Below are 13,925 nucleotides of genomic sequence, written 5' to 3'. Positions count from 1 at the left end.
GAAGGCCGGATGACGAAGCATATTTCAGAAGAGGCTGAGCAGCCCGGCGACGATCTTGGCGGCCGGGCGGATAGCGCGGCGAAGACGCGGGCGGCCTCGAAGGATCCGCTCGATCGCGTGCTTTCGCGTGCGGATCAGGCCGGATCGGCAACGGTGCTGCGCGACCTGACGAGTGGCGCGCAGGCGCTGGACCGGGTGTCCGGCGATCAGTATGACGTCGATCTCGGGGCGGATCTGGACGCGATCCGGATGGAGCGAGAGGATCGCGCCTCACTGAAGCGGGTCGTTGGTCTGTCAACTGAGCTCGAAGACGTCACCGAGGTTGAGTACCGCCAGCTGCGTATCGAAAACGTGGTGCTCATCGGGATCTACTCCCAACGCACCCCTGAGGACGCCGAGAACTCGCTGCGTGAGCTGTCCGCGCTGGCGGAGACAGCAGGGGCCGTCGTGCTTGACGGCCTGCTGCAGCGCCGCGCGAACCCGGATCCTGCTACCTACCTTGGCAAGGGCAAGGCCCAGGAACTCGCCGAGTTGGTTGCCGCCGTCGGTGCCGACACGGTGATCGCCGATACCGAACTTGCCCCCAGTCAGCGCCGTGCGCTCGAGGACGTCGTCAAGGTGAAGGTGATCGACCGCACCGCCGTGATTCTCGACATTTTCAGCCAGCACGCGAAGAGCCGCGAGGGTAAAGCGCAGGTTGAACTCGCGCAACTCGAATACTTGCTTCCGCGGCTGCGTGGCTGGGGTGAATCGATGTCTCGCCAGGCCGGTGGTCAGGTGGGTTCTGCTGGTGCGGGCATGGGGTCCCGCGGCCCGGGCGAGACGAAGATGGAGCTGGATCGCCGGAAGATCCACACCCGAATGGCGAAGCTGCGCAAGCAGATCAAGGGGTTCGCACCAGCGCGTGAGGCGAAGCGGGCAAATCGCAAACGCGGTGAAGTGCCTTCGGTCGCGATCGCGGGCTACACCAACGCTGGTAAATCGAGTCTGCTGAACCGGCTGACCGGCACCCAGGAACTGGTGCAGAATCAACTGTTCGCAACGCTCGATACCGCGATCCGGCACGCGGAAACCGACGATGGGCGCCGCTTTACCTACGCGGACACGGTTGGCTTTGTGCGGAATCTCCCGCATCAGCTCGTCGAGGCGTTCCGCTCCACCTTTGAAGAGGTGGGGGAGGCCGACGTGATCCTGCACGTGGTTGACGGTTCGCACCCGGATCCCGTCGCCCAGCTGCGCACCGTCCGCGAGGTGATCGCGGAGGTCGATGCGCAGGGCATTCCCGAGCTTGTTGTCTTCAATAAGTCGGACCTGATCGACGATTCGCAGCGACTTGTGCTGCACGGCCTGGCCCCGGATGCGGTATTCGTTTCTGCGCGCACGGGCGAGGGAATCGAGGAGCTTCACAGACGGGTGGCGGCAGCTCTTCCCGTGCCCGAGCGCGAGGTCACCGTGGTGATTCCCTACGATCGCGGCGAGCTTGTCGCGGAAATGCACGAGCGCAACCGGGTGATGGCGACAGAGTATGTCGAGGCCGGCACGCGCGTTCGAGCCTATGTCACCGCCGAGATGCTGTCGAAGCTGGAACCGTATCTGGTGGAACCCTCCGCCGACTGAGCAGGCGGCGCGGGAGCGGTGCTAGACCGAGCGGAAGACCGCCACGACCTTGCCCAGGATCTCAGCGTGATCGCCCAGGATCGGTTCAAACGCGCTATTGCGGGGGAGGAGCCATGTGTGCCCATCGCGGCGACGGAACACCTTTACGGTGGCCTCGCCGTCGAGCATGGCCGCGACAATGTCGCCGTTCTCTGCCTCGCGCTGCTGGCGAATGACCACGAAGTCGCGATCGCAGATCGCCGCGTCGATCATTGAATCGCCCACCACGCGCAGCATAAAGAGCTGGCCGTCGCCGACGAGCTGGCGGGGGAGCGGCACGATCTCTTCGACCTGCTGATCTGCAGTGATGGGCACGCCCGCGGCGATCTGACCGACGAGGGGCACGAACGCCGTTTCCTCCGGTTGCTGCTGTTGGGCGTCGTCGAGTGCGCTGCGGGTGCCCGCAAGCTCGACGAGGATCTCGAGGGCGCGGGGCGGTTCGGATCGCGTCGGATGAACCCGGCGAGCTCAAGCCGGCTGAGTTGGTGCGTGACGCTCGAGAGTGAGGCCAGGCCGACGGCGTCGCCGATCTCTCTCATGCTCGGCGGGTAGCCCGGCTTTCAACGGAACGGGCGATGAATTCGAGGATCGCCTGCTGCTTCTCGGTGAGGGGCTTTGAGGGGCGTGGCGCGGCAGAGGTGGTCATCGCTGTCCTTTCCTGGTGCCGGGCGCATTCGCCGACGGGTTGAAATTGGCGGTTCTTCGGGGAAATTCGCGGCCTATCCGTGAATGTCGGTGGTCCGGTGTTGAGTGAAATCGTTGTTCGAAACCTTAGTCGCTTCGTTCGAAAACTAGCAAACATGTGTTCGAGTGTCGCGGAAATTGACGAAAGATAACTTCGATAAATGTCTTGATTTTTCGAACAATCGAAGATATATTCGAAACAGATGTTCGGAGAAGCGAGAGTTTCCACCGAACGTATTGGAAAGGAATCCATCATGAGCGCACTCGTACTTGACTCGAACGCTGATCTTGCACCGCGCGACGAGGCCGCCGCGCGTCAGGGCGCACAGCGGGCCGCCGGGGCTGCAACATCCTCGGGTCGCTTGCGGTTGACCCGTCGGGGCCGGTTCGTGTTTGGTACGCTCGCGACCGTTGTGGTGGCGGCAGCCCTGGCGTTGGCTGCGGCGATTGGCGCCCCGCAAGCTCTCGCTTCCGACTCTGCTTCTGACGCCCGGCAGTTCCACTACGTTGTGGCGCAGCCGGGGGCATCGCTGTGGTCCTTGGCATCCGAACTGGACCCGACCGCCGACCCGCGAGATCTCGTTGCCGAACTCGTGCAGCTGAATCAGCTCGATGGCTCCGGCGTACAGGCGGGCGAGGCCATCGCGGTGCCGCTTCGCTACTCCGATAACGAGGGAGTGATCTCTGCGAGCGAGCTGAGCCGGTAACTGGGAACTGGGAGTAGCCGCATAGAATATGCGGGTGACCAGTTTGAGCGATCTGCCCCTGCGCGATAACCTTGTCGGCCTTCAGCCCTATGGCGCCCCGCAAGATCCGGTGCCGGTCAGTCTGAACGTAAACGAAAACACGCATCCCATCCCTGATGACGTGGTTGCTGACATTGTGGCCTCACTCGCGGCCGCAGTCCGCGGCGTGAACCGCTACCCCGATCGCGAGTTCACGGAACTCCGGGAAGCGCTCGCCGGGTACCTCGGTCATGGCCTGAAGGCCGATCAGCTCTGGGCCGCGAACGGCTCAAACGAGGTGCTGCAGCAGATTCTGCAAGCTTTCGGTGGTCCGGGGCGATCGCTGTTGAGCTTCACCCCGACCTACTCGATGTACCCGCTCCTCGCCTCGGGCACAGACACCGCGTGGATCCCGGTCGCCCGCCCCGCGGATTATGCGCTCACAACCGACGGTGTCGTCGCGGCGTTGCGGGAGCACCAGCCAGACATTGCGATTCTGTGCGGTCCGAACAACCCGACCGGCACGCCACTAGAGCGCGAGGTAATCCTCGCGGCCTACGATGCCTTCGACGGCATCCTGATCGTTGACGAGGCGTATCAGGAGTTCGACGCCGAACGCGAGAGCGCGGTGGTGCTCCTCCCGGGGCGTCCACGGCTGCTTGTTTCACGCACCATGAGCAAGGCTTTCTCTTTCGCGGGCGTCCGCCTCGGCTACCTCGCGGCAGACGCCGCCGTCGTCGACGCGCTTCGTCTGGTGCGCCTGCCCTACCATCTCTCCGCGCTCACCCAGGCGGCGGCCACCGCCGCGATCCGGCACTCCGAGACGATGCTCGCCGCCGTCTCCGACATTCGTTCCCAGCGGGATCGTCTCGCCGCCGCTCTGACCGAGCTCGGCTTCGAGGTGCATCCCTCCGGCGCAAACTTTCTTCTCGTCGGTGGGTTCACGAACCCCGGAGCGACGTTCTCGGCGCTCCGGGCGCAGGGGATCCTGATCCGAGACCTCGGTATCGACGGACACCTCCGCATCACCGCAGGCACCGAGGCCGAGACGACGATCCTGATCGACGCCATCACTGCCCTCGGCCCCGGCGGCGCACGGTGACCCGGCCCCGCGAGCCGTGGCGGGTTGGCTCGCGATAGGATATGCCTCATGACCGAAGCAACACGTACCGCGTCGCTTGAACGTTCCACAAGCGAATCGCAGATCCGGCTGAGCCTCAATCTGGACGGCACGGGTGCCTCCAGCATCGAAACCGGAGTCCCGTTCTTCGACCACATGCTGACCGCGTTCGCCCGACACTCCCTCACGGACCTTGAGGTGCACGCTGTGGGAGACACTCACATCGACGTGCACCACACCGTCGAAGACACCGGCATTCTGCTCGGACAGGCGCTCCTTGCCGCCCTGGGGGAGAAGCGTGGCATCTCGCGCTACGGCGACGCCCTCGTGCCTCTCGATGAAGCGCTCGCCCAGGCCGTCGTCGATATTTCCGGGCGCCCCTATCTGGTGCACTCGGGGGAGCCGGCCGGTTTCGAGTTCCACCTGATCGGCGGACACTACACCGGTTCGATGGTGCGCCACTTCTTTGAGGCGCTGACGCTCAACGCGCGCCTCACCGTGCACCTGCGTCTGATCGAGGGTCGGGATCCGCACCACATTGCCGAGGCCGAGTTTAAGGCGTTCGCGCGGGCGTTCCGGCAGGCGAAGTCGCTCGACCCGCTCATCACGGGCGTGCCCTCCACCAAGGGTGCCCTGTGACACAGAGCCGACCCCGCGTGGTGGTGCTCGACTACGGTTCGGGTAATGTCCACTCCGCGGTGAAGGCACTCGCCCTCGCCGGTGCTGACGTTGAACTCAGCCGCGAACCCGCCGCGGTATCCGGTGCGGACGGGCTGCTGGTGCCCGGTGTCGGCGCTTTCGATGCCGTCATGCAGCAGCTCCGCGCCGTTCGCGGAGACGAGCTGATCGATCGCAGGCTCGCGGGTGGCCGGCCGGTGCTTGGCATCTGTGTCGGTCAGCAGGTGATGTTTGAGAGCGGTGTCGAACGCGGCGTCGAGACCGAGGGGCTCGGGCAGTGGCCCGGCACGGTGCGTGAGCTGCGAGCGCCCGTCCTGCCGCACATGGGCTGGAACACGGTGCAGGCGCCCGCAGACTCCACCCTTTTTGCGGGAATCGGCGACGAACGCTTCTACTTCGTGCACAGCTACGCTGCGACCGAGTGGAGCATTGAGGGGCGCACCGAAGCGACCAGGCCCCGCGTCACCTGGGCCGAGCACGGCGAACCGTTCATCGCGGCCGTCGAAAACGGTCCCCTTTCCGCCACCCAGTTTCATCCCGAGAAGTCAGGCGAGGCTGGAATTCAGTTGCTCCGCAACTGGCTCAACACCCTCTAGCCACGATCCCGAAGCCACGATCCCGAAACGGAGAACACATCCATGAGCGAGCTCACCTCGGGCCCCACATTGCAGCTGCTGCCCGCGATCGACATGGTCAACGGCACGGCGGTGCGCTTGACCCAGGGCGAAGCGGGCACCGAAACCGGCTACGGCAGCCCGCTTGACGCCGCAACGGACTGGATCGAGCAGGGTGCCGAATGGATCCACCTGGTCGACCTCGACGCCGCGTTTGGCCGCGGCAGCAACGTCGCCGTCGCGCACAAGATCATCAAGAAGTTCAGCCACGTCAACATCGAGTTTTCTGGCGGGATCCGGGACGATGCGAGCCTCGAGGCGGCGCTCGAGATGGGGGCGCGACGCGTCAACCTCGGCACGGCGGCCCTTGAGAACCCCGAGTGGACCCGCGCCGTGATCGCCCGCTATGGCGAGCAGATCGCGGTCGGCCTCGATGTCCGCGGCGAGACGCTTGCCGCCCGTGGCTGGACGGAAGAGGGCGGCAACCTGTGGGATGTGCTCGACCGCCTGGAAGACGCGGGCTGCCCCCGTTACGTCGTCACCGACGTCACGAAAGACGGCACGATGCGCGGGCCCAACGTAGATCTGCTGCGCCAGGTGTGCGCCAGAACCGACCGCCCGGTGGTCGCATCCGGTGGTATCTCCCACCTCGACGATATTGCCGCGCTGCGTGAGATCGTGCCGCTCGGGGTTGAGGGCGCGATCATTGGGAAGGCTCTGTACGATGGAGCGTTCACACTGCCCGCTGCCCTTGATGTGGCCGGGCGCTGAGCTCACCGCGACCAACTGAATCAGAAGCTGACGACGCGTATGGCTATCAAGAAGCTCCCCTCGACCGGCGACAAACCCCGCACGACGGGGGTGCCTGACAGCTTGATCCCGGGCGGCAAGGTCGATTCGGCCGGATTCCCGTGGGCCGGTCGCACCTTCGACCACCACGAGACGGCGTTCGCTGATGACAGCGGAGAAACACCGGAGCAGCTGCGGATCGCGGTCGCGCAATTGCGATCGGCCGCCGCAGGGTTTCAGTCATCCGAGGCGGGATCCCAGGCCGCCGCGCTCGGCGAGCTTGCCGCGGCCCACACCGGCGTGATCCAAGCGCTTGCCACCTCGCGTCTGCTCGTCCCGCTCCTCACCGAGGCCGGCGACATCGGGGTGACTCCCGAGGGAAAGACGGTCGAGAAAACCCAAGAGCTCTCAATTGTGACGGTCGCTGGGCCTGACGGTCGGCGGGTGATGCCCGTCTTCAGTTCGACCGATGCTATGCGCAGCTGGAACCCGAGCGCCCGGCCGATCCCGGTGCCCGGGCCTCAGCTCGCGCTCGCCGCGGCGCAGGAAGAGACGGATCTGATCATCATCGATCCAGGCTCAGCGGAGGGCGAGTGCGGTGTGCGCCGGCCCGCGCTGCGGGCAATGGCTACGGGCGAACCCGTGCAGCCCGCCTGGGCGGATGAACAGGTGCGCGCCGCGTTTGCTGCCGCACTCAGCGGCGAGGAACGGGTCGAAGCGATCGCGCTGATGCCCGGCGACCCCGAGGGGCGCCTCCTGAACCCCGAGACCGAGGTACACCTGATGCTCGCGGCCAGCGTCACCCGTGACATGCTCGACGACGTTATCGTGTCGCTGCAGCAGCGCTTCGCGGTGAGCGAGGTCATCGCCGAGCGGGTTGATTCCATGCGGATCGTGCCGCACGCCACCGCTACAGAACGTTGAGGAGCACGACGTAGCAGGTGGTGCCGGCCGCGATACTCAGCAGCGCCCGCCGTTTCCCAAGCAGGTGCACCACCACGGTGACCGCGGTCGCCACAGCGACCGCCCACAGTCGGCCCGGGCTCGCCATGATCTCGTTCCGTAGGATGACGACGGCGAGGATGAGCAGGATCCCCGCGGGCATCCATCGGCCCAGCGCCTGCACGAAGCGGGATTTGCGCAGCGGTTTCAAGATCGCGAACGGCAGGGCCCTGAGCGCGAGCGTGATGAGCCCCGCAACCGCAACGGCAGCGATGAGATAACCGGTCTCAGGCATCCGCTGCTCCACTCTCACCGGATCCTGACCGGCGCGTCAGCAGGTATCTTGCGGCGAGCATCACCGTGAAGACGACGAGCGCGGTGAGAAGCGCATTCTCAGGGGTGATGAGGATCGCGACCGCCGCGGCTAACCCTGCGAGTAGCGCCGAAGGAAGTTCCTTCCGGCTGCGCACCGCGTCGAGCGTCATCACCACAAAGAGTGCGACCAGCGCGAACTCGAAGCCCTCGATCGGCTGAGGGAGGGATCGAGCAATCAGCACTCCGGTAATCCCGCCGAGCACCCAGTATGCCTGCATCGTCAGCTGACCGGTGATGATACGGCGTGAGGTCAGTTGTTCAGCGGGCATCAGCACATACGTCGCGTAGGCTTCGTCGATCATCGCGTAGACCGAATATGCGCGGGGGAGCCCGGGTCTCACCCGGTGGATCGGAAACGACAGGGCGTAGAAGACGTGCCTGAAATTCACGGCGAACACCGTGACCGCGATCGTGAGGAGCGGGGTGGTGGCGGCGAGCATGCTGACGAGGAGAAGCTCGACCGAACCGGCGAAGATCCCGACCGACAGTGCCGGCGCGAGCCACCAGGGGAGTCCAGCTTGCACGACGAGGACACCCAGCGCGATCCCGAGCGGGTAGATCCCGATCCCGACACCGAGCGAATCTGTGAGGCCCGCGCGGGTTTGTGGCCTCAATTCACTGGGCCGGTGAACTTCTCGCCCGGTCCCTGGCCGATGGGATCGGGGATCGTCGACGCCTCGCGGAAGGCGAGCTGCACCGAACGCAGGCCGTCACGCAGGCTTCGCGCGTGCATGTCGCTGATATCTGGGGCCGCTGCGGTGATGAGTCCCGCGAGCGCGTTGATGAGCTTGCGGGCCTCGTCGAGGTCGGTCTGGGTGTCAGGGTCGTCGGCGAGACCCACCTTGACGGCGGCAGCACTCAGCAGGTGCACGGAGGCGGTCGTGATGACCTCAACCGCTGCAACGTCCGCGATATCTCGGGTCGCCTGCGCAGGATCCACACTGTCAGGCTGCTGGGTCGCTTCGGGAGCGGCGGAATGGTCGGTGGGTTGGGTGCTCATGACGTCCTGACTGTCGGCGTGGATCTTATGATAAGCTTGCTGAGGTTCTCGTCGTTGTGGCGAGATGCGGAAGAGGAGATTCTCCCACCTGGCAACGCCTCTAAGGTTACCGGGTAGTTGGCACCCCGTCGTTCATTCGGCAGCTTGAGGGTGTGGGTCGCACTGTGCACCTGATCTCCCGCCGCTCTCCGTATGGAGAAGCCGAATACGAGATCAGAGGAGTCAGAGATCAGCGAGCCCCGCACGAATGACAAAATCCGCGTCCCCGAAGTACGCCTGGTGGGAGTCGGCGGCGAGCAGGTTGGCGTGGTGCCAATCGAGACTGCGCTGCGCCTTGCCGCGGATGCTGATCTTGATCTCGTAGAGGTTGCCCCGAACTCGAAGCCGCCCGTGGCAAAGATCATGGACTTCGGCAAGTTCAAGTACGAGGCTGCCCAGAAGGCAAAAGATGCCCGTCGCAATCAGGCGAACACGGTCCTCAAAGAGGTCCGTTTCCGCCTGAAGATCGATAAGCACGACTACGAGACGAAGACGAAGCGTGCCATTGGCTTCCTGGCCCAGGGCGATAAGGTCAAGGCCATGATCCTGTTCCGCGGGCGAGAGCAGTCGCGCCCTGAGCAGGGTGTTCGTCTCCTGCAGCAGTTCGCTGAAGACATCAACGAGTACGGGGTTGTTGAATCCTCGCCCCGGATCGATGGCCGCAACATGGTGATGGTCATCGCTCCGTTCAAAAACAAGTCTGAAGCAAAGGCTGAGCAGAACGCTCGCCGAGCTGAAGAAAAAGCCACCCGCAAGGCCGATAAGGCGTCTGATTCAGGCGCTTCGGCCGAAGCGAGCGAATAACTGCGGAAGCTGCCACGCAGCACCGCGCCCAACGCTGCCGCAAGGCGCGCACACAACAAGGAGAAATCGATGCCCAAGCAGAAGACCCACTCAGGGCCAAGAAGCGCTTCAAGCTCACCGGCACCGGCAAGCTGATGAAGCAGCAGGCTGGCATGCGCCACAACCTTGAGGTCAAGTCCTCGAAGCGTAAGCGCCGCCTGAACGCCGAGCAGGTGCTCTCAAAGGGCGATGCCAAGCAGGCAATGAAGCTCCTCGGTCACTAATCACGGCCCGTCAATACCCAAGACTTTTTTGTAAGGAAGAACTGAAATGGCAAGAGTCAAGCGGGCCGTCAATGCCCATAAGAAGCGTCGCGTAATCCTTGAGCGTGCAGAGGGATACCGTGGTCAGCGGTCGCGTCTGTACCGCAAGGCCAAAGAGCAGGTTATTCACTCGCTCGAGTACGCATACAACGACCGCCGCAAGAAGAAGGGCGATTTCCGTCGCCTGTGGATCCAGCGTATTAACGCTGGCGCTCGTGCGAACGGCCTGACCTACAACCGTTTCATCCAGGGCCTCGGCCTTGCGGGTGTCGAGGTTGACCGTCGTATGCTCTCTGAGCTTGCGACCAACGAGCCCAAGGCATTCGCCGCGCTGGTTGAGGTTGCCAAGGCTGCGCTGCCCGCAGACACCTCGGCTCCGAAGGCTGCTGCCTAAGCATCTCGCGTACGCACACACCCCCGTCACCGTTTTGGTGACGGGGGTGTGTGCGTTTTGCCGCGCACTCGTGTTCACCCCGCCGACCCGCCATCACCTCGCCGAGCCGCCATCACCCCGCCGAGCCGCCATCAGAATCGCGCATATTCTATGGCATCTCGGCGAGAACATATGGTCTCGACAAGGATGGCGGGGACAGGGACGGGGGCGGGGGCGGCAGAGAGGGCGGGGTAGGGTTGTGGGGTGATTGAGAACCCGAAATCTGCCCTCGTCAAGAAAGTGGCGGCGCTCGCCCGCAAGAAGGAGCGGGTCGCCCACGGTCGTTTCCTGGTGGAGGGGCCGCAGGCGGTACGCGAGGCGCTGCTGCACCGGCCGGATCTGCTCGAAACGATCTACGCCACCACCGGCACCGAGGGCTGGCAGGCTGAGATTGACCGGCTCGCCTCGGAGCGCGAGGTGTGGGTGGAACGCGTGACCCCCGAGGTGCTCGCGGGCATGGCCGAGACCGTCACCCCGCAGGGGGTGCTCGCCGTCTCCAAGACCTGGGAGCTGTCGCTCGAAGATGCGCTGTCCGACGCGAAGCTGGTGGCGATCCTGCACGAGGTCCGGGATCCCGGCAACGCGGGTACCGTGCTGCGGGCCGCAGACGCAGCCGGAGCCGACGCGGTCATCTTTGCCGGTAACAGCATCGACCCTTTCCACCCGAAGGTGGTGCGTTCGACCACGGGATCGCTGTTTCACCTGCCGGTTGCGGTGACGGGATCGCTTGAGGCGGCGACCGCCGCGGTGCGAGCGGCAGGAATCACCAGCCTCGCCGCGGATGTGCGCGGAGCGTCGCTGCTGGAAGCCCGCACAGAGGGCGTGCTGCGCGGCCGGATCGCGTGGATCTTTGGTAACGAGGCAAAGGGGCTCAGCGAGGCGGATCGCGCGCTGGCGGATCGCTCGCTGAAGCTCCCCATCTACGGCGCCGCAGAGTCGTTGAACCTCGCGACGGCCGCGAGCGTGTTGCTCTACGAAACCGCGTTCGCTCAGCGCGACCCCGCCGATTGAGCGAGCCGCAGGCGAGTCGAAATCTCGACGCAGTTACCTTGGTTTCGACTCGCTATGCTCGCTCAACCGGCGGAGGGGAGTGAGACCCCGCTCAACCGGCGACTTAGGCCAGCAGTGACGCGCCGAGCGGCGTGTCCGGCGTGAAACCCGGCAGGATCGCGAACACCGCCGACCCGGTGTGCGTGATCCACTCGTTGAGCAGGTCGAGTTCGTCGAGGCGCTGCTGGATCGGCACGAACTGTTTCAGCGGGTCGCGCTGGTAGCAAGCGAAGAGCAGCCCCGCCTCGGTCCCGTCGTCGTAGTTCATGCCGCGGCGAAAGATCCGCTCGTTCGGGTCGGTGGAGCGCGCCCTGGCAATGTGCGAGAACGACGGAATCAGCGGCAGCCCCAAGGCGTTCTTCGCGTCGAAGTCGGAGGGCGTGTGCTCGTCACCGCCGGAGAGCGGCGCCCCGTCTGCGAGCGTGCGCCCGATGGTCTGCTCGCGCCCCGGCCGGTCCACCTGGTCCCAGGTGTCGAGCTCCATGCGGGTGCGGCGCAGCACGAAGGCGCTGCCGTTTGCGAGCCAAGACTCGCCCGCTGCCGAGCCGTCACACCACACGAGCCCGGCAAAGTCGTCCGCTGCGGGATCGGGGTTGACGGTGCCGTCGACCTGCCCCATCAGATTGCGCATGGTGGTGCCGGTCGCTTCGGAGCCGCGGGCCTGGCGGAATCCCTGCTGCACCCACTTCAGTTCCGCGAAGGAGCGGAGATCCCGCTCGAGCATGCGGGCCGCGTGAGCGACGGCGAGAGGATCATCGGCCTGCAGCACGAGCAGCAGATCGCCGCCGTTGAACCGTTCTTCGAGTCGGTCCCGGGAGAAAGCGGGGAGCGGCCCGAGCCAGGCGGGGATCTTTGCGGGGTCGACCCGTCGCACGAGTTCGGATCCCACGCCCACGGTGATGCTGAGGCGCGCAGGCCTGGCGGCGAGCTCGGGCTCTGGATCCGCGAGCGGCCCTCACCGGAGGTGAGCCCTTCGATGTCGCCGTTCAGGATCCTGAACATCCGCGCGAGCGCGGCCCGGTCGGTGCCGGGCAGGAGCGTGTATGACAGGTACCTGATCTGAGCGCCGGGATCCTGTGTGACGCCGGGCTGGTGGGTGCCGTGACAGGGGAGTGCGTCGCCTCCGAAGCCGGGCAGATCGCCGCCGATGCCGCGTGAGGTTTGAAGCTCCTCGGGCGGGGTGCCGGGGATCTCTGAGGGGGCAGCCGGGGCGGTTACGCCGCGGAGGCCGAGGGTCCCGCCGATCCCGAGCAGCGCGCCAACGCCCACGCCAACCGCCCCGCCACCGAGCAGCGCGCGCCGGTTGATGGTGGGGGAGCCCCCGGCAGAGCGTGACTCTGCCGGGGTGCCCGTACGCTTGGCATCGTTAGTGTCCGGCATGATCATCGTTCAGGTCGCCGTGCTCGCCGCTCGTGCCGCCGTGCCCGTCATCCTTGCCGGAGTATTCTTCGTTCGCGCCCGAGGTGTCCTTGACGAGCGCGTGCAGTGTCACCGTGGAACCGTCACCGAGTTCGAGTGTGACGTGCACGTCGTCGCCCGCCAGGATCGGCTTCTCCATGCCCATGAGCATGATGTGCAGGCCGCCCGGCATCAGCTCGAGGGTGCCGCCGGCGGGCACCACGAAGCCGCCGTCTTTCTCCTGCATCTTGCCGTCAACGACCTCGTGCAACTCGGCCATCTTTGCCACGTCGCTCGTGGCGCTCACGATCTTGATGTCCCGATCGCTGTCGTTCGTGATCGTCGCGAACAGGCCCGTCATGCCCTCGCCCGCGACCATGTCGGCTGCGCTCGCTTTGGCCCACGCGTCGCTGACCTTCAGCTGATCCGCTTCTTTCTTCGCCGAGGCCGAAGCGTTCGCATCGGTGGAGGATCCCTTGTCGTCTGCCGGGGCGCTCTGGGCGCTGCACCCGCTGAGCAGCAGGGGAGCTGCGAGGGCGAAGGCGGCTGCGGCCGTCACAGCGGTGCCACGGCGGAAGACGGTGCGGTGTGAATTGAGTGAAATGTTGAACATTGTGGTGGTGTTTCCTTCACGAATAAAAAGTTGTCAGTAATGCTGAGGCGCTCGCCGCACTTGGGCGCAGCGCCCATCAGCTCTCGTCTTCTGAATCTGACTGCGGCGCACCAAAGGCCTGCGCGCGACGCTTCTTTCCGACAAGGATCGCAACGACGGCTCCGGCAACGGCGAGCGCCGCCAGGGCTGAGATCCCGACGATACCGATGACGGGGAAGCCGCTCGTGTCGGCCGCGGCATCAAGCCCGCGCTCGTCGGCTTCAATTGCGGCGATGTCGTTGGGGTCAGCAGTGCCCTGATCCGTGACGAAGAAGACGAAGCCGCCTTCGATCGGATGACCGTCACTTGAAACGACGCGCCAGGCAACGGTGTAGCTGCCTCGCGGCAGATCCGCATTGAGCGCCTGGGTGACATCGGGTCCAGCGACCTCGGGGGCGCTTGAGATAGCGCTTGCGCCGTCCGGTCCGGTGACGAGGATCTCGGTACCGACCTCGACGATCGAGTTGCTGTAGCTCAGCTTCACCGCCTCGACGCGGCCGTCACTCGGGTCCGCGACGAGGTCAATGCCGACGAGTTCATCATGAGCGAGCGCCGGTGAGGCGACTCCCAGAATTGCGCCAAGGGCGATCAATGCGGTCGCTGCAGTCGCGACGGTTTTACGAATAGTGTTGTGAAACAAAGGTCACCAAATTTTCCAGGCGTT

At 65.2% G+C, this 13,925-nt stretch carries 16 protein-coding genes and 2 pseudogenes; 11 read left to right on the top strand and 7 right to left on the bottom strand.

The features are described from left to right. The first annotated feature begins 9 nt into the window (after positions 1 to 9). Complete coding sequence (gene hflX, locus G7067_RS11595) at positions 10 to 1,617, top strand: GTPase HflX (protein ID WP_166324519.1); 1,608 nt, start codon at positions 10 to 12, stop codon at positions 1,615 to 1,617. Positions 1,618 to 1,638: 21 nt separating this feature from the next. Here hflX and lexA read toward each other — a convergent pair. Continuing rightward, positions 1,639 to 2,302: pseudogene (gene lexA / locus G7067_RS11590) on the bottom strand (transcriptional repressor LexA). A 292-nt stretch (positions 2,303 to 2,594) separates the two neighbouring features. On the opposite strand from lexA, the gene G7067_RS11585 reads away from it, so the two are divergent. The 6 genes from G7067_RS11585 to G7067_RS11560 are packed head-to-tail and all read left to right on the top strand — an operon-like array spanning position 2,595 to position 7,190. Beyond that, the gene (locus tag G7067_RS11585; RefSeq protein WP_244301103.1) at positions 2,595 to 3,047 is read left to right on the top strand and encodes a hypothetical protein; all 453 of its coding nucleotides are present in this window, start codon (positions 2,595 to 2,597) and stop codon (positions 3,045 to 3,047) included. A gap of 34 nt (positions 3,048 to 3,081) precedes the next feature. Then, the gene (locus tag G7067_RS11580; protein WP_244301102.1) at positions 3,082 to 4,167 is read left to right on the top strand and encodes a histidinol-phosphate transaminase; all 1,086 of its coding nucleotides are present in this window, start codon (positions 3,082 to 3,084) and stop codon (positions 4,165 to 4,167) included. A 48-nt stretch (positions 4,168 to 4,215) separates the two neighbouring features. Beyond that, positions 4,216 to 4,824, top strand: a complete 609-nt coding sequence (gene hisB, locus G7067_RS11575; RefSeq protein ID WP_166324513.1) for an imidazoleglycerol-phosphate dehydratase HisB — start codon at positions 4,216 to 4,218, stop codon at positions 4,822 to 4,824. Then, positions 4,821 to 5,459, top strand: coding sequence for an imidazole glycerol phosphate synthase subunit HisH (gene hisH / locus G7067_RS11570; RefSeq protein WP_166324510.1), 639 nt, complete (start codon positions 4,821 to 4,823; stop codon positions 5,457 to 5,459). The genes hisB and hisH overlap by 4 nt, the downstream gene beginning before the upstream one ends. Before the next feature lie 42 nt (positions 5,460 to 5,501). Then, entirely contained in the window at positions 5,502 to 6,248 is a 747-nt protein-coding gene (priA, locus tag G7067_RS11565) for a bifunctional 1-(5-phosphoribosyl)-5-((5-phosphoribosylamino)methylideneamino)imidazole-4-carboxamide isomerase/phosphoribosylanthranilate isomerase PriA (RefSeq protein WP_166324507.1), read from the top strand. Between the two features lie 39 nt (positions 6,249 to 6,287). Continuing rightward, positions 6,288 to 7,190, top strand: a complete 903-nt coding sequence (locus tag G7067_RS11560; protein ID WP_166324504.1) for an SseB family protein — start codon at positions 6,288 to 6,290, stop codon at positions 7,188 to 7,190. Here the strand turns inward: G7067_RS11560 and G7067_RS11555 are convergent. The 3 genes from G7067_RS11555 to G7067_RS11545 are packed head-to-tail and all read right to left on the bottom strand — an operon-like array spanning position 7,177 to position 8,583. Continuing rightward, a complete protein-coding gene (locus G7067_RS11555) occupies positions 7,177 to 7,503 on the bottom strand; it encodes a branched-chain amino acid transporter permease (protein ID WP_166324501.1) in 327 nt (108 codons plus the stop codon). The genes G7067_RS11560 and G7067_RS11555 overlap by 14 nt on opposite strands. Beyond that, entirely contained in the window at positions 7,496 to 8,197 is a 702-nt protein-coding gene (locus G7067_RS11550; protein ID WP_166324498.1) for an AzlC family ABC transporter permease, read from the bottom strand. The genes G7067_RS11555 and G7067_RS11550 overlap by 8 nt, the downstream gene beginning before the upstream one ends. Beyond that, complete coding sequence (locus tag G7067_RS11545; protein WP_244301101.1) at positions 8,194 to 8,583, bottom strand: DUF1844 domain-containing protein; 390 nt, start codon at positions 8,581 to 8,583, stop codon at positions 8,194 to 8,196. The genes G7067_RS11550 and G7067_RS11545 overlap by 4 nt, the downstream gene beginning before the upstream one ends. Positions 8,584 to 8,775: 192 nt before the next feature. Here G7067_RS11545 and infC point away from each other — a divergent pair, with 192 nt between their 5' ends. The 4 genes and pseudogenes from infC to G7067_RS11525 all read left to right on the top strand — a co-directional run bounded on the left by infC (position 8,776) and on the right by G7067_RS11525 (position 11,172). Continuing rightward, positions 8,776 to 9,426, top strand: coding sequence for a translation initiation factor IF-3 (gene infC, locus G7067_RS11540; protein WP_166324495.1), 651 nt, complete (start codon positions 8,776 to 8,778; stop codon positions 9,424 to 9,426). 69 nt (positions 9,427 to 9,495) lie between these two features. Continuing rightward, positions 9,496 to 9,689 (top strand): annotated as a pseudogene (gene rpmI / locus G7067_RS11535) (50S ribosomal protein L35). A gap of 46 nt (positions 9,690 to 9,735) precedes the next feature. Next, positions 9,736 to 10,122, top strand: a complete 387-nt coding sequence (rplT, locus tag G7067_RS11530) for a 50S ribosomal protein L20 (protein WP_166324492.1) — start codon at positions 9,736 to 9,738, stop codon at positions 10,120 to 10,122. Between the two features lie 243 nt (positions 10,123 to 10,365). Then, positions 10,366 to 11,172, top strand: a complete 807-nt coding sequence (locus G7067_RS11525; RefSeq protein ID WP_166324489.1) for a TrmH family RNA methyltransferase — start codon at positions 10,366 to 10,368, stop codon at positions 11,170 to 11,172. 103 nt (positions 11,173 to 11,275) lie between these two features. On the opposite strand, the gene G7067_RS14985 is transcribed toward G7067_RS11525, so the two are convergent. The 3 genes from G7067_RS14985 to G7067_RS11510 all read right to left on the bottom strand — a co-directional run bounded on the left by G7067_RS14985 (position 11,276) and on the right by G7067_RS11510 (position 13,901). Continuing rightward, on the bottom strand, positions 11,276 to 12,085 hold the full coding sequence (locus G7067_RS14985; protein ID WP_341872832.1) for a Dyp-type peroxidase: 810 nt from the start codon (positions 12,083 to 12,085) through the stop codon (positions 11,276 to 11,278). Between the two features lie 492 nt (positions 12,086 to 12,577). Beyond that, a complete protein-coding gene (locus G7067_RS11515) occupies positions 12,578 to 13,222 on the bottom strand; it encodes a copper chaperone PCu(A)C (RefSeq protein ID WP_166324486.1) in 645 nt (214 codons plus the stop codon). 76 nt (positions 13,223 to 13,298) lie between these two features. After that, a complete protein-coding gene (locus G7067_RS11510; RefSeq protein WP_166324483.1) occupies positions 13,299 to 13,901 on the bottom strand; it encodes a copper resistance CopC family protein in 603 nt (200 codons plus the stop codon). Between the last annotated feature and the right edge of the window lie 24 nt (positions 13,902 to 13,925).

The sequence above is a fragment of the Leucobacter insecticola genome, assembly GCF_011382965.1.
In the GTDB taxonomy this organism is placed as follows: domain Bacteria; phylum Actinomycetota; class Actinomycetes; order Actinomycetales; family Microbacteriaceae; genus Leucobacter; species Leucobacter insecticola.
Note: the sequence above shows the minus strand (reverse complement) of the source record. Positions and strands in the feature narration are given on the sequence as shown.

Bases quoted from the DNA above. Each gene is read 5' to 3' on its own strand.
- priA (WP_166324507.1), top strand. From the start codon at position 5,502: ATGAGCGAGCTCACCTCGGGCCCCACATTGCAGCTGCTGCCCGCGATC.
- G7067_RS11555 (WP_166324501.1), bottom strand. From the start codon at position 7,503: ATGCCTGAGACCGGTTATCTCATCGCTGCCGTTGCGGTTGCGGGGCTC.
- hflX (WP_166324519.1), top strand. From the start codon at position 10: ATGACGAAGCATATTTCAGAAGAGGCTGAGCAGCCCGGCGACGATCTT.
- G7067_RS11585 (WP_244301103.1), top strand. From the start codon at position 2,595: ATGAGCGCACTCGTACTTGACTCGAACGCTGATCTTGCACCGCGCGAC.
- G7067_RS11560 (WP_166324504.1), top strand. From the start codon at position 6,288: ATGGCTATCAAGAAGCTCCCCTCGACCGGCGACAAACCCCGCACGACG.
- infC (WP_166324495.1), top strand. From the start codon at position 8,776: ATGGAGAAGCCGAATACGAGATCAGAGGAGTCAGAGATCAGCGAGCCC.
- hisB (WP_166324513.1), top strand. From the start codon at position 4,216: ATGACCGAAGCAACACGTACCGCGTCGCTTGAACGTTCCACAAGCGAA.
- G7067_RS11515 (WP_166324486.1), bottom strand. From the start codon at position 13,222: ATGTTCAACATTTCACTCAATTCACACCGCACCGTCTTCCGCCGTGGC.
- G7067_RS11545 (WP_244301101.1), bottom strand. From the start codon at position 8,583: ATGAGCACCCAACCCACCGACCATTCCGCCGCTCCCGAAGCGACCCAG.
- rplT (WP_166324492.1), top strand. From the start codon at position 9,736: ATGGCAAGAGTCAAGCGGGCCGTCAATGCCCATAAGAAGCGTCGCGTA.